This window comes from Candidatus Lernaella stagnicola, assembly GCA_030765525.1.
Lineage (GTDB): Bacteria > Lernaellota > Lernaellaia > Lernaellales > Lernaellaceae > Lernaella > Lernaella stagnicola.
This window is the reverse complement of record JAVCCK010000002.1, coordinates 74,761-89,595: the sequence shown is the minus strand read 5'-3', so window position 1 is coordinate 89,595 and position 14,835 is coordinate 74,761. Positions and strand designations below refer to the sequence as shown.

The following is a 14,835-nucleotide window of genomic DNA, read 5'->3' as shown; positions in this document are numbered from 1 at the left end:
TTGATTTATTTATACCATTAATAAAGGGCTATTGTCCCATGAGAACAACAGCCCCTGATAAGCATCTGGCGAAAGCGGATGGAAATCGAACCCGCGACCGAGAACTCTAATTTGGCGATGCACGGAAGAGAGAACTCGCGCCACCGTGCGCCACAACAGCGTTGGCTAGGGCGCGTTGATCTCCTCGGCTACGTCGGCCAGCCCGAGGTCGGCCAGGGCGGCTTTGGTCGGCTTGGCGGTTTGCGGATCCCACCTCATGCCCTTCAGGAAATCGGTGCGCAGACGGTCCATGTCAAGCGTGACGCCCTTCATCGGCCCGGTAGTCAGCGGTTCGGCCCCGGTCGCGCGCGGGGGCAGGGCGTAATCGGTGATCGGTTGAATGCCGTGTTTGAAGTTGAACGCTTGCCGCAGCGCCTGGATGCGTTCACCGATTTGGAGGTAATGGTCCGGTTCGTGGTTCCAACCTCCGGCCGCGTTGAGGTAGCCGATGATCGGTAGATGTCCGCCCAATTGCGCGCCGAATAGGCAGCCGCCGGCCGCGTTGAACAGTTGTATGTACTTGCTGGCCGCGACCTGCAGAATCCACCGGTCGGTGGGGTCGTATTTGGATTTGACCAACGATACGTGCTTGATTTTGGGCAGGCCCGGAAACACTTCGTGCAGCCCGAGCAGGTCGATCACCTGATACCCGTGGTTGGTGTGGCGGCCCGGCGTGGGTTCGACCGTGTAGCAGACGCCGTATCCGGGGTCGAAGCGTGAATCGTGCATCGGCAGTTCCTGGCCGCCCGCGTGCATGGCGAAGCGTCCGGCGTTTTTGCCGATTTTTTCCGCCGCGATTTTGACTCCATCGGCCAGCAGATCGCCGATACCCTCGCGCGCGATCATCTTTTTGATCAGCGCCAGGACAGCCTCCGAGTTGCCCCAGTCGAGGTCGAGGCCGTCCACGTCGTTCTTGGTCAGCACGCCCTGTTCGAGGCACTCGATCGTAAACGCGACCGCGCCGCCGGCCGAAATCGAATCCATCCCGGCGCGGTTGAGCAATTCGTTGACTTCAAAGAGCGCTTCGATGTCGTTGTTGAGCAGCAGCGAACCGAAGGCGGCGGTGGTTTCGTATTCCGGTTTGTGGCCGGTGCCGCCGCCCTTGAGCGTTACCTCGCCGCCGCAGCCGAGGGGGCACGAGTAACATTTGTACTTTTTCGTTTCACGGTCGATGATTTTTTGCGGATTCAGTTTCCCGGCGTGCGTGCCGATGGGGAAATCCGCGGTGCCCGATCCTTTCCAGTTCTTGACCGGCGAGTCGCCGTTTTGCGACGACAACACGTTGGCACTGATCGTGCCGAATTTCTTCAGCACGGTTTTGAACAGTTCGGGCGCTACCGCCATGCTCACCGGCAAAACCCGCTGCAACCTGCCGAATTGGCTTAGGAAGCCCGCCGACAGTACGCTTTCAAGCGCCGCGCCTTTGCGGAACCATTTGAGGAATTCCTTGTTCAGGCTCTTGATCTTCGCCGGGTCCGCGCCCTTGATCGGGGCGGTGCCCGCCAAGACCACGCCCTTGAGGCGCTTGCTGCCCATCACCGCGCCCAGGCCGGAGCGCGCCGCGATGCGGCCGCCGTCATTTACGATGCCCGAGATCAGGCTGAGTTTTTCGCCCGCCGGCCCGATAGCGATGGCCTTGGCTTTTGGGCCGACTTCGGCGATCAACTTGGCCTCGGCTTCGATGGTGTCCATGCCCCATAAGTGCGACGCGTCGACCAGCGAGATGTCATCGCCGACGATTTTCAGATAGACCGGCTTGGCGCTGATGCCCGTGAAGAAAATCGCGTCGAAGCCGGCTTTTTTAATCGCCGGGGCAAAGTTGCCGCCGCAGTTGGAGTCGCCCCAGCCGCCGGTCAGCGGACTCTTGGCCATGACCATCCAGCGCCCGGAAAACAGTGCGCCGGTTCCGCACAAAATGCCGCTGGTCAGCCCCAGCACGTTATCGGGGCCGAGCGGATCGGCTCCGGCCGGGATACGGTCGTACATCAATCGCACGCCGAGGCCGACGCCGGTGAGATACGACTCGTAGATTTCGTCCTCGATCTGTTGGACGGTGAACGTGCCGGTGGTCAGATCCACCCAAAGGACTTTGCCCATGGCTCCGTGAGTCATTGTCGCGCTCCTTGGGGCTCGCCCGCAGCAAACCCGTTTACGAACAATCTCGTTATCGCCTTATTGCTCATTGCCCGATCCTCGTTTCCATGCTTCCAGCTACATTTCAGCGAGGCAGGCGCGTCGTCAACCACCCGCTTTTTGGTTGAAACGCCGTGCGAACAGAATAGACGCCATCGTGATGCGCAGCATCTGCACGGTACCCCCGGCCACTCGCCATGCCAAGGCGTCGCGGTGCATGCGCTCCAGGGGGAACTCGCGGCTGTAACCGTAGCCGCCCAGCACCAGCATCGCTTCGTTGGTGACGTCGGCCACCATCTCGTTGGCGAAGCATTTGCCCATCGCCGATTCGTACATCGAGGGGAAGCCGCGCCCCGCGCCGATGGCGGCCCGATAGACCAGCAAGCGCGCGGCATCGAGCTTCATCGCCATGTTGACGATTTTGAATTGGATATCCTGAAATTCGCAGATCGGCCGCCCGAACGCTTCGCGTTCCGTCGCGTATTTTCGCGCTTCCTCCAGGGCGGCTCCGGCCACGCCCAAGCACATCGCGGCGTTGCCGCAACGCTCCAGGTCGAAGGTGGTCATCAGTTCGCGGAATTGGCCGGCTTGGATAACGACATTCTCTTTCGGCACCGGCACGTCTTCAAAAATCAGGTCGCACGAAGGCATGCCGCGCAGCCCCATGAACTCTTCTTGCCGGCCGAAGGTGAAGCCCGGCGCGTCTTTCTCGACAATCACGCCGCCGATGCCGCCGTAGCCCGCCTTGTCGCCGAAGCGGCAGTAAATGAAGTAATGGCTGGCTTCCTCGCCGCCGGTGATGAAGGTCTTGCGCCCATTGAGTCGGAAGTTGTCGCCATCGGGCGTGAGCCGGGAGGATAGTGACACCAAGTCCGACCCGGAGCCCGGCTCGGTCATCGATACCGACACACTCAACTCACCTTTGCACACGCCGGGAATGATTTTTTGTTTTTGTTCCTCGGTGCCGAAATTGTTGATCACCTTCACCGGCCCCACGTTCGACTCGAACACCGGCGCGGCGATCATCGGGCTGAACTTGGCCAGTTCCTCGATGGCCAACACCGCGTTGATGCCCGGCTGCCCACCGCCGCCGTACTCGGGCGACAAGGTCATGCCGACCAAGCCCAATTCGGCGAACTTGGTCATGAGGTGGCGAGGGAACTCGCCGGTTCGGTCGATCTCGGCGGCCAGTTCCTTGAAGTTCTCACGCCGGCCCATGTTGCGCAGCATATCGATCATCTGCTGTTGTTCGTCGCTCAATGAAAAATCCATGGAAGTTCCCCTCTAGATCATCCCGGTAAAGGTTTGAATATCATCGCAGGCGTCCAGCGCGAGGGCGGCGGCGGCGACCTGATCGGCACGGCCCCGTTTATCCACCGGCGCGAAACGCCGCAGTTTTTCCGTCAGGTCGGCGGCCGTCATCGGGTCGCGCGGGTCGCCCTTGGGCGCGTCGATCTGGCGCGCGATCGTCCGGCCGTCGGTCAGCGTGATTTCGACGCGGCTGGCCGTGAACTGCGGGTACATGTCGTTCAGTTCTTCATCGGGCTGCACGTGGACTTTCCGCGTCAACGCCAGAAGCTCCGGATCGGCTAGTCGTGCTTGGCGAAACTGTGCGGGACCCATGTCGCCGTCGAGCAGGCACGCCGCCGTGACGTACGGGATCGAAAATTGCGCGCCGACAAACGAGCTGTTTTCGTCCACGCCTTTGCCGACCGCGATCCCGGCGATCATGTACGTCTTCACGTCGATGCTCTCGATGTCCGCGGGCGCGAACGATTCTTCGGCCGCCAATAACAACGCCGCTTGCGCGCTGCCGTGCGTGTGGCGGCAGGCGGTGTACGGCTTGAAGTAAATGTCGCTGATGGAAAACGATTCGCCGAGACCCGCGGTGATGCGGTCCAGCGTGCGCGTGTTGCCCGTCGTGATTTGCGTGAAGCCGCCGTTGAGGTGGGAGCCCTCGAGTACGTACGGCGCGCCCGTGACACCGGCGCCGGCCAATCCCGCCGCCATGAGGCCCGCGCCCGCCGCCTGCCCGCCCTGCAGAATCTTGGACGTGAAGCCGCCCATCAGGTGCTAGGCCATCGAGAGCGGCGCGAGATACCCGGCGTTGCCCAACGCGTTCAGCATGAGATCGGCGTCGTGTCCCAGCAGTTTCGCAGCCGCGGCGGCGGCGCCGAAAGCGCCGCACGTGCCGGTGGGCAGAAACCCGGCCAGCGTGTGCTGCGGATGGATGGCCGCGGCGATTCGTCCGGCGACTTCGTACCCCACGACAATCGCCTCCAGCAGTCGCCGGCCGTCCAGGTGCAACGACTCGGCCAACGCAAGCGCCGCCGGGATGACAGCGACACCCGGGTGATTGCCGCCGAAGCGCAGGCCGTCCTGAGCCTCGAGCGCCTCGCCCAGGGTGCCGTTGAGAAACGCGGCTTGATGCTGACCGGTGGCGAACCCGGCCCCGAGCACCGTTGCGGTCGGCGGCCCGCCCAGCGCGCGGATGTACTCGATGACCTGTTGCACGGCCTCGATTTGCAGGGAGCCGTAGACATTGGCGCAGAAATCCAAGACGCAGTGCTTCGTCTTTTCCACCACCGCGGGCGGCAGGTCATCAAACGAGATCGACGCGGCGAACTCGGCCAGCTTTTTTGTTTCGTCCATGGCGCGTCCTTTTCTCGGGCGGGGCGTTATACGTAACCGCGGCCGATGTAGAGGCGGATCATGCGATGCGGATCGAGGACTTCCCGCAACGCTCGGATTTCGTCGGTGCGCGGCGGTTCGGTTTCGTGCACGTCGTCGGAGACATTGAGCTTCCAGGGCGTGGCGGCCACGACCTCCTCGACGGTCGTGTCGGGATGGTAGGTGTCCAAATACGCTTCGCCGGTGGCCTTATCGAAGCGCATCACGGCCTTGTTGGTGATGATGGCCGACGGGCCCGTGTCGGGCGGGAGGCCCCATTTTTCGCGGGCTCCCGGCCCATCGATGTAACCGGGCGTGGTGATGAAATCGACCTTCTCCGTCAGCCGGCGCTTGTCATGCAGCGCAATGATCAAGATTTTTTTCGCCAGCGAGCCGATGGGATTGGCGCCGCCGCTGCCGGGCAGTCGGCTTTTGGGGTTGTCGTAGTCGCCGATCACGGTCGTGTTGATGTTGCCGAACTTGTCGACCTGGCTACCGGACAAGAACCCGACATCCACCCAGCCCGCTTGCAGGAACATGCCCATGATTTCCACGAGGCCGCCGATCATGGCGGCGCCGGGGTTGAGGCAGGGGTCGCCGACCGACAGGGCGGGGCGCTTGGGCTGCGCGTCGTAGACGCCCGACTCCTGCATCAGTCGCGCGTGGGGCGCATGCGTGTGCCGGGCGATGTTGGCCGACATCGTGGGGAAGCCGGTGCCGACGAGCACGAGGTTGTCGTCGACGATCTCCCGCGCGCCGCAACAGGCCATCAGTTCGGGTTTGATGTAATCGTCCGCGTGTTCAACCATGCTTTTCGCTCCCGCGTGTGGGCATCCCGACGATGCTTAGTACGAGTAACTGACCGGGTAACCGTAATCGAACTCGGCTTGCAGATTCTTGAAAGCGCCGTACCCCATTTTCCGGATGTAATGCTCGATGTACTTCGTGCGATTGGGCAGGCCGTAAACCCATTCGTCGAGAAACTCCGCGAAGCCCTCGACGGTGTTGGACGCCTCTTTGTAGAGGTTGCCGAACGTGAAATCGACATCGTAAAAGCCCGGCGTGTAACCTGGATGCGCGCAAAAAGGCTCTTCCACGACCGCGACCACTTTGAAGTCGGGCACGATCGTGCGCGACGGGTCCTTGCCGATGACCGCGCGGTCGACCAGCCGCTCGCACGTGACGATGACCTTCTTGGCCGCGTTGGCCCCGACCTGGCAGTCGCCGCCGATGCCCCACATTTGCGCGTTGCCGTTTTCGTCGGCTTGTTGCACGTGAATGATCGCGAGGTCCGGGTTCAGCGCCGGCACGAGCACGGTTCGGGTGCCGTCAAAAGGCGAATCGATCACCTTGTATTTGTCGTCGCCCATAAACGACTTGACGTTGAGCAGGTCCGAGCCCGCCATGTCTTTGACCGGCACGAAGGGCATGCCCATCGAGCCGGCCATGAGCATCATCGGCAACGATAAGTTGGTGTATTCCTCGACCTCGATCTTGTGCGGAATGCCTTGTTCCAGGCTGCGCCGGTAACACCGCCCCAGGCCGTAGAAACCCAGCGACAGGAACGTGGCGATAAAGCGCTTGACCACGCCCGCGCCGATCATCATGTCGAAGTCGTCGGCCGCGTTGGACCGCGTGATGGTTAGATCTTTCTTTTGCTGCCGGATGATCTCGTGGATCGCGGCGAAGGGCGTGCGGCAGATGTAACCGCCGATGAATAGAAAGGCGCCGTCCTCAACGTGCTTGCCGACGGCCTGCTTCATGGTCATGACTTTTGACATGGAATCCCTCCGGCGACTCGGCGCCCGGCGGTTGGTGTTTGAACCCGGCCCATCACGCCTCGTATTCCGAGCGTGCGATGATCTCGTCCTGCGCGATCCGGCTCATCCCGGTAAACAGCGCCGAATACCCGCTGACGCGCACGACCAGATCGCGGTACTCGTCGGGGCTATCCTGTGCGCTGCGCAACACATCTGAATCCACCATATTGAATTGCACTTGCACGCCGCCCCGAGCGAAGTAGGTCTGGACCAGCGACTGCAGTGTTTCGGCCTTCAGGCGGTCTCCGTGGAAACGCATGTTGAGGTTCACGCCGTTGTGAACGCGTTCCAGCGGCAGCTTGACCACCGAATTGAACACCGCCGTCGGCCCCTTGATCGCCCGGCCGTTGGACGGGGAGAGGCCGTTGCCTAAGATGTCGCCCGCGTGACGCCCGTCGGGGCTCGCCCCGGCGAATGCGCCCATCGCCACGTGAAATCCGACCGAAAAAATTCCCGGCCAAAAGTGTCCGCCGCGGAAATTCTCGTGCGCCAGGACCTCGTCGCAGAAATGCTCGACAACCAAGGCGCCCATGGCGTCGACGGCGTCGTGGTCGTTGCCGAATTTCGGGATCTTGTGGGCCAGGTAGGCGCGCATTTCCTCGGCGTCGTCCCAGTCTTCGGCGAGGTGTTCGACCAAATCGGCGGGCGAGAGCACGCCGTCTTCAAACACGGCTTTCTTGATGGCGTAAAGGCTGTCGACCACGTTGGAGAAGCCGATGAGTTCCACGCCCGTCGAGTTGTACACCGCGCCGCCGCGTGTCACATCCAGGCCTTTCTCGAGCGGCCCGTCGATCATCGCCGAGGCGAAGGGCGAAGGCGCGAGTTCCGCAACGGCTTGGTCAAGCGCCGCCATGCCGCACACCATCTGCTTCATGAAATGCGCCGATTGCGCGCGGTAGGCCGTCCACACATCCTCAAACGACGTAAAGTCCGCGGGGTCGCCGGTCTCGGGGCCGGACGCATAGCCGAAGATGTTGTCCACCCCGTTGCTCAGTGCAAGTTCGAGACACTTGATGCCGCTGAATTGCACCGCGAAGGTCGAGCCGAAGGTTTTACCTTGGGCGTTGGGTTCCAGGCAGCCGACGACACCGTAATTGCGTGCGTCGGCCGTGGTGTGCCCCGCCTCCTGAAGAGAGTCGATGATGACCGGATCGTTGAACAGGTGCAGCAAAACGCCGTCTTTGGCATACCGAACCACGCGGCGCACAAAATCCGCCGGCGTATCCGGCGCGAAGCGCACGCCGAAATTGGGTTGCACGGTCTGCACGGCGGCGTAGGCGTCCAGACCGATCGTGCTCAACTCGTTGGTAGCGTCGCGTCCGTCCGGGCCGACCCCGCCGACCACCACGTTTTGCGTCGTCTTACCCTCGGTGCCTTCGCCGCCGGGGATAAACGCTTCCTCCAGTATGTTCCAGATTTCGTTAGTCTTGAGAAACAGCAGTGACAGCAATTCTTCAGCGTGATCCGGCGTGATGGTTCCGGCATCGGCGTTGCGGCGGTAGTAGGGATTCAGGAACTGGTCGATCCGCCCCGGGGAAATCGAGTTACCGCCCGACTCGATTTGCGCCACCAGGTGCACGAAATAAGCTGCCTGCACGGCCTCGTGAAAGGTTTGCGGCGGGTGCTCCGGTACGCGGCGGCATACGCGCGCGATGGTTTGCAACTCGGCGGCGCGGTTCGCGTCGGTTTCGGCGGCGGCCAACTGCTCGGCGTGGTCGGCGTAGCGATTGGCAAAGCGCACCACGGCTTGGCAGGATCGAATCATCGCCTGGTAAAAGAGACCTTTGTTGCCGTCGCGTTCATCGGCGGGCAGGTCCTGCAGGCGTTGCTCGGCCCGGTCGATGACGCCCGACAACCCGAGCGCCAGCACGCGTTCGTAATCCATCGTGAAGTGCCCGACGCCGTAGGTGATTTCGAGGATCATGGTGAAGATGTACTTGTCCATGTCCTCGAGCACGTCGGGCGGCGCCAACTGCTCGAAGCGGTCTTGCACGGTTTTGCCGCGCCAGAACGGCAGGATGTCCTCACGCAGTTCGCGTTGTTGTTCGGGCGTGATCAGGACGCGCTGCAACTCGCGGTCGTTGAAGGTCTCGACGTCGTTTTCGATCCACCCGATTTTGTTTTCGGGAAACAGCGGCCCGCCTTTGAGTTTGCTGGTGCGGCAGCCGACGATCAATTCGTCATCGCGGATGGTGACGCTGATGTTCTCCAGAATGTGCGCGAACGCCTTGCTCATGCGTGTCAGGGCGGGTTCGCGCCAATGTTGTTTCATCGATTCGGTCAGGTAGCGAGCCCGCTCGACGCACACTTCGCGCGGGGCGTCGATGATCCGTTGACGCAGGCGGTGAACACGGGCTGAGCCTCGGGCTAGGGCAATTGCGGGCATCAGAGTTCTCCTGATCTTTTCGATCACCGCACTAATTGATATCCATCGTGCCGAGCAGGATCATATCGCGCACCCGGGTCGGCAAGACACGGTTTATCCGCATGAAGAACGCGCTCTTAAAGTCGATTTGGTTGTGCAGACTCGGGTTCGGGTTCTTCACAACAGCCGCGATGGCCTTGGCCGCGGCCTCGGGCGTCGGCGCGGTTTTGATCAGCTCTTCATCCTTGTTGATGAAGCGGCGGACGCGATCGTAGTAAGGGGAATCCTCGGCCGGGAGCGTGTGAATCTTGGCCGCGAAACTCGTGGAAACCTGCGCGGGTTGAATCAGCGCGGTCTTGATGCCGAAGGGCGCCAGTTCCAGGCGCATCGAAAGGACCAACCCCTCGACGGCGAACTTGCTGGCCGAGTAGATCGATTCGAAGGGGAAGGGGATCTGCCCGACGAGTGACGAAATCGCGACCAGCTTGCCGGCGCGGCGCTCGCGCATGTGCGGCACGAAGGCTTGGAACACTGCGGCTGTGCCGATGACGTTGATCTCAAGGCACTTGGCGGCCTTGGCCAAATCCACTTCTTCAAAGGGGCCGAAAAAGCCGATGCCGACGTTGGAAAGCACGGTGTCGACGTGGCCGAATTTTTCCAGGACTTGGTCGCGGAATGTGGCGATGCCGCCCAAATCGGTTACGTCGAGCGTCGCCAATAAAGAGTCGCCCGGCAGTTCGGCGCGCAATGACTCGATTCCCTCGGCGTCGATATCGAAACCGGCGATCGAATATCCGTCGGCGGCCAACAGTTTTGCCGTCTCGCGACCCATACCCTGAGCGATGCCCGTGATCACAACCACCTGCATTTTCGCCTCCTTGTTCAGTGATTCACCCTTGCACACCTTGCTCGCGCCACCACTGCCCGATCTGCCGCATCGACGCGCCAAAATCCGGGTATTGCGGCTCGAAGCCCGTGGCCGACAATGCCGACACATCCACTACGTAATCGCGGTCGAGATAAGCCACCGCGTCGTATTCCAAATCCGGGATCTTCCCCCGCACCGCCGCCACGGCACCATCGATCCTGGCCATCACCTTGACCAACGGCACCGGCAGGTGAAGTGTAGGCGACTTTTCGCCGAAGGTCTCGGCGGCCAACGTAAGCGCCTCGCCCAGCGTCGGGTAGCAGCCGTCGCCGATGTTGAAGGCCCGCCCGAAAGCGTCTTGGCAGCGCGAGAGATGTTCGACCGCGGCGGCCACATCCTCGGCCCGCACGTTCGACAACCGTTGCCGCCCGTTGCCCGGGATCGCCGCGATCGACGTGGGCCGCGAAAACGCCTTGCCCGCCCCGTCGTTGCAGCCGGGACCGTACACCGTGCACGGCCGCGTGATGATCCCCGGCAAACCTTGTTTGATCCGCTTCCAGACGACGTCTTCGCCGTCGCGCTTGCTGCGGCCGTAATTGTCCTGCGGTTGGCGTGAAGCGTTCTCCACAAAGGGTACACCGCGATACGGGCCGTAGACGCTGGTGGAGCCGACGTGCACGTAGCATTTAACCTTGGCGTCCAGCGCCAATTGGGTGATGCGTTCGACGCCCACGACGTTGGTCGGGCGCAGCTTTTCGTAGGGCGTGGAAAAATTACAGATCGCGCCGAGATGAAACATGCGGTCCACGCCGCCCTCGAAAAGGTGGGGCAGGGTTTCGGGCTTGGTCAGGTCGGCGGGCACGAATTCGACGCCCAACCGGTCGAAAAACGAGGTGTCCTTTTTGGGCCGGGCGGTGGCCCGTACGCGCCCGCCCAGGGCAGCCAGATGCGCGACGACGTACCGCCCCATGAAACCCGCCGCGCCGGTGACCAAGGTGATGCCCGGGTAATCCATGCTCAATCTCCGTCGAGGTTGACGGCGCGCAAGGTGCGGGCGTCGCCGTGTTGTTCGATCTCGCCGCGCGCGTGCCGCAGCCAATCCAGGAACATCTCGTTGAAGCGGATGCCCAGTTCGGTGGCGAGCCGGACGTAGATGTCGCGTCGCTGCCGTTCGGCGGTGAAGGCTTTTCGGAGCGCCAGTTGCGTTTCGTAGAACTCGATTTGCCCGTCGATCATCTCCAGCGCGCGGACTTTGTCGCCTAAGTCGAAAAACGTAAAGCGCAGCAAGAAGGGATCGCGTACGAACAGCCGTCGCTCGGGTTCGGCGCCAAGCCACGACAAGAATTCCTGCCGGCCTTTTTCGGTGATCGAATACAGTTTGCGGTCGGGTGAGTTGGACTTGGCCTCGACCGACATCGTGACCCATTTATCTTCGAGCATGCTTTTGAGGGCGGGGTAGATCTGGCCGTAATTGACGGTCCACATGAAACCGAAGTCGCGCTCGATGAGTTTCTTGATGCGGTACCCGTGCATTTCCTTGAATTGCAGCAGCCCCAATATCGCGTACTTGATCGACATTCGCGTCGCCTTCGCCGCTTAACCTTTGGTGAGCACCAAATCCTCGTAACCCATCTCACGCAGGACTACGGGGAACATCTTAAACGCCGCGCGAACCACCGGCAGCAGCTTGAGCATTGCTACCACGTTCCCGCCCTGCTTGACCTTGCCGCGCGCCACCGCCGCCACGGGATTTTCGTGGCCGTGCCAGAAGCTGTGGGAATGATCGGCCGCCTGCTTGGTCCACACGTCGGGCTTGAGATCGCACGGCCCTAAATAGAACGTGCCGTAGAAACCCGGCTGCGCGGACGGATTCTTCAAATCGATGGTGACTTCGGCGTCGGGGTCGGTGTAGATGAAGCGCACGATGATCCCGGCTTTGCGCATCTTCGCGCCGATTTTATCGTCCTGCAAAATGCGGCTTAGAAAGTGACCGTAGATTTCGTACAAGTGGTCCGCGTCGCGATAATATTCCCCCATGTCCCCTCCAGGTCTCGGCCGCATGTGCCTTGATCCTTTTCACCACTATAACAAAAGTATATAGCCGTCAAGGCGAAAACAAACCAGGGCGAGAAAGGGTGTCCGCGGCGGCGGCTTCCAGTTGAATCATTCGGTAGATGTAGAGCGTTTGCAGGTTGCACCCCGAGCAAAAATCGTAGAGGTCCTCCTCGTTGGCGGTGCGACCGTTGACCCAGTGGTGCTTGAGCACTTCGTCAACAAACAGGTGTGTTTCGATCCATCCCAGGATCAAGTCGATGTCGTTGAGATAGCGCTGCTCGCCGGTTGTCGCATACGCCAGCCAGAGACCGATCATCAAATAATTTTGGCTCGACAGCGTGGCGTAATCCTCGTCAACGGCCCCGGTTTCCTCGCGGCTGTAGGGCGAGTAGTAGTGATCGCCGGCATCGTCGCGCAGCGGCTGAATGCCCTCGTAGATATCGGCAAGGCGATCGGCGAACGTCGGGTCGCCGCCCAGCAGCAGCGCCCGGCCGTACGCCAGCATCATCGTTGCGTTGGGGTAAAGCATCAGCCGGTCGTCTCCCGGCGCGAAGCGGTACGCACCTAATTCGTCACTCCAGGCGCGGGCGTGGATATGCGCCAGCACTTCTTCGGCGCGGGCGAGGTGGGACGCGGCGTCCTCGGCCGGCCCGGCAATGACCAAGCCCAACTGCAACATGGCGATCATCGACGAAATCGCCGTCGGGCCGTACGTTGCACCGGCGAACTCCCCGGGTTGCGGCGGCAAATAGTCGTTAAACAGGGCTGCGAGGCGATCCAGGATATCAATCAACGTGCCCGCTGAATCGGCATATTGCGGCACGAGGACGAATTCAGGTAGCGATAGTATTGGATCGCGCGTTGAAAATCAAAACTTACGCCGGGAGACGAAGGCGGATTTCCCGCGTGCGCGCGCGACCGTTTGCTCAACTTGTATGTTGAGTGCTACCATTTTTTGGGGTCGGGCTAACGCCAACCGTCGGCAGGCGCAGGTGGCGCCGGGTGGTGCTGTACGGCGGAAGGGCAGGAAAGAAGGTGCTATGGCCTTGCTGATTATCACCAAGGCGAGCGGGAGCGAACAGTGCGTACCCTTGGTGAACGACACGCTGGTGATCGGTCGTGAACCGGCGTGCGATGTGATCTTGTCCGACACCAGCGTCTCGCGTCGACATGCGGTGATTGCGCGGCGCGAAGGGCATTTGTGGCTCGAAGATCTGGGCAGTAAAAACGGCACATTGTTGGACGGACGACCCGTCGACCGTATTGAATTGACGACCGATGCAGCGATCGAATTCGGCGACGTCCACGCAATGTTCGCCCTCGCCGACAACGCCCGCGACGCCGTGGATCAACCCGTCCGAGAGGAAACTATCGTCGGCCGGCGCGGCAATCACCAAGTGAACTCGGTCGACTTGGGCTTCCTAACCGAATTAGCTGAGGCGGCGGCTACGCGCGAGGATCCCCGCGACATGGCCGAGACCGTCATGGCCGTAATTCAAAGGCAGCTAAATTGCGAGAATGTCTACCTGGGTTTGTGTGACGCGCAATCCGGCGATATTCGACGCCACTTCCAACGGCGCGCTCCGGAAGTGCGCGACGATTTTGCCTACTCCCAAGCGATTGTCGATAAAGCCATCGCGCAGCGGGCAGCGGTGCTGGTGCGCGACGCCGCCGACAGTCGCCATTGGCGCCGGCGAGAAAGCGTGCTGAGCGGCGGCATTCGATCGGTGCTTTGCGTACCCTTGATTGCCGCGGGCAGGGTGGAGGGCGTGCTGTACGCCGACACCCGCAGTCACGTTCGCGAATTCACCGGTGAGGATTTGGCTTTGGCCGGCGCGGTTGCGCCCTTGTTGGGGGCGATATTCCGCAACTTGCAGGCGGTTCGCGCATTGCGGAATCACCGCGACGGGCCTGGCGCTGCGTTGAACGACGCACAACTGATTGGCCGTCACGAGGCGATCACCGAGGTCCGTCGCACGTTGGCGAAATTCGCATCCAAGGGAGACGCGCCGGTGTTGATCGAAGGAGAAAGCGGCACCGGCAAAGAGTTGGCGGCGCGCACGGTCCACCAGCTTTCGGACCGAGCGGCGAAACCCTTTTTAGAAGTGAATTGCGCGGCTGTTCCAAGGGAGTTGATGGAAAGCGAATTGTTCGGCCACGTCAAAGGCGCATTCACCTCCGCCGTGGGTAACCGCCGGGGCTTATTCGAATTGGCGTCGGGAGGCACGTTGCTGCTCGACGAACTGGGCGAGCTGCCCTTCGAACTGCAAGCCAAATTGCTGCGCGTGCTTGAAACCGGATCGTTTCGACCGATCGGCGCCGAGGCAGGCAAGCGCGTCAACGTGCGCATCGTTGCAGCCACGAATCGCAATCTGCATCAGATGGTCGAGGACGGGTCGTTCCGCCGCGACCTGTATTTTCGACTCAACGTCCTTTTCATTCGCCTGCCGGCGCTGCGCGAACATCCGGAAGACATTCCCGAATTGGCCGGCCACTTCCTCAAATTGTTGAGCGACAAAATCTCCACCCGCGTTACCGGGTTCGACGAAGCCGCGATGGCGAAGCTCGTCGCACACCCTTGGCCCGGTAACGGGCGCGAGCTTAAAAACGTCATTGAACGCGCGTTATACGCCTGCGAAGGGCGGACGATTCAAACCGAAGATCTCGTCGGCCTGACCGACGGCGCTTCGGGGCCCACAGCGGAGCAGGCCACGCCGGCGGACCGCATTGCCGCATTGGAAAACGAATTGCGCGACGCCGAAAGGGACCGGATACGCGAAGCGCTCGAGCGGCACCGGTGGAACCGAACCCAAGCCGCGAAGGAACTGGGGATTTCGCGCAAGACGTTGATCGCCAAAATCAAACTATTCGACTTGCGGTAATCC

General features: G+C 61.5%; 13 protein-coding genes. 1 reads left to right on the top strand and 12 read right to left on the bottom strand.

What is annotated here, in order from left to right:
- Positions 1-165: 165 nt before the first annotated feature.
- From P9L99_00400 to P9L99_00345, 12 genes are all read right to left on the bottom strand, one after another.
- A complete protein-coding gene (locus P9L99_00400; GenBank protein ID MDP8221790.1) occupies positions 166-2,151 on the bottom strand; it encodes an aldehyde ferredoxin oxidoreductase family protein in 1,986 nt (661 codons plus the stop codon).
- 126 nt (positions 2,152-2,277) lie between these two features.
- Complete coding sequence (locus P9L99_00395; GenBank protein MDP8221789.1) at positions 2,278-3,444, bottom strand: acyl-CoA dehydrogenase family protein; 1,167 nt, start codon at positions 3,442-3,444, stop codon at positions 2,278-2,280.
- 12 nt (positions 3,445-3,456) lie between these two features.
- Positions 3,457-4,239: a hypothetical protein gene (locus tag P9L99_00390; GenBank protein ID MDP8221788.1), complete on the bottom strand. Its 783-nt coding sequence runs from the start codon at positions 4,237-4,239 to the stop codon at positions 3,457-3,459.
- Between the two features lie 6 nt (positions 4,240-4,245).
- Positions 4,246-4,824: an MmgE/PrpD family protein gene (locus P9L99_00385; GenBank protein ID MDP8221787.1), complete on the bottom strand. Its 579-nt coding sequence runs from the start codon at positions 4,822-4,824 to the stop codon at positions 4,246-4,248.
- A 26-nt stretch (positions 4,825-4,850) separates the two neighbouring features.
- Positions 4,851-5,651, bottom strand: a complete 801-nt coding sequence (locus P9L99_00380) for a CoA-transferase (protein MDP8221786.1) — start codon at positions 5,649-5,651, stop codon at positions 4,851-4,853.
- A 36-nt stretch (positions 5,652-5,687) separates the two neighbouring features.
- Complete coding sequence (locus tag P9L99_00375; protein MDP8221785.1) at positions 5,688-6,623, bottom strand: CoA-transferase; 936 nt, start codon at positions 6,621-6,623, stop codon at positions 5,688-5,690.
- 52 nt (positions 6,624-6,675) lie between these two features.
- Positions 6,676-9,048, bottom strand: a complete 2,373-nt coding sequence (locus tag P9L99_00370) for a formate C-acetyltransferase/glycerol dehydratase family glycyl radical enzyme (protein ID MDP8221784.1) — start codon at positions 9,046-9,048, stop codon at positions 6,676-6,678.
- A 31-nt stretch (positions 9,049-9,079) separates the two neighbouring features.
- The gene (locus P9L99_00365; GenBank protein ID MDP8221783.1) at positions 9,080-9,895 is read right to left on the bottom strand and encodes an SDR family NAD(P)-dependent oxidoreductase; all 816 of its coding nucleotides are present in this window, start codon (positions 9,893-9,895) and stop codon (positions 9,080-9,082) included.
- Between the two features lie 22 nt (positions 9,896-9,917).
- The gene (locus P9L99_00360) at positions 9,918-10,910 is read right to left on the bottom strand and encodes an NAD(P)-dependent oxidoreductase (GenBank protein ID MDP8221782.1); all 993 of its coding nucleotides are present in this window, start codon (positions 10,908-10,910) and stop codon (positions 9,918-9,920) included.
- Between the two features lie 2 nt (positions 10,911-10,912).
- The gene (locus P9L99_00355; GenBank protein MDP8221781.1) at positions 10,913-11,473 is read right to left on the bottom strand and encodes a PadR family transcriptional regulator; all 561 of its coding nucleotides are present in this window, start codon (positions 11,471-11,473) and stop codon (positions 10,913-10,915) included.
- An 18-nt stretch (positions 11,474-11,491) separates the two neighbouring features.
- Entirely contained in the window at positions 11,492-11,932 is a 441-nt protein-coding gene (locus P9L99_00350; protein ID MDP8221780.1) for a hypothetical protein, read from the bottom strand.
- Positions 11,933-11,999: 67 nt separating this feature from the next.
- Complete coding sequence (locus P9L99_00345) at positions 12,000-12,773, bottom strand: hypothetical protein (GenBank protein MDP8221779.1); 774 nt, start codon at positions 12,771-12,773, stop codon at positions 12,000-12,002.
- Positions 12,774-12,990: 217 nt separating this feature from the next.
- On the opposite strand from P9L99_00345, the gene P9L99_00340 reads away from it, so the two are divergent.
- Complete coding sequence (locus P9L99_00340; protein MDP8221778.1) at positions 12,991-14,832, top strand: sigma 54-interacting transcriptional regulator; 1,842 nt, start codon at positions 12,991-12,993, stop codon at positions 14,830-14,832.
- The last annotated feature ends 3 nt before the right edge of the window (positions 14,833-14,835 follow it).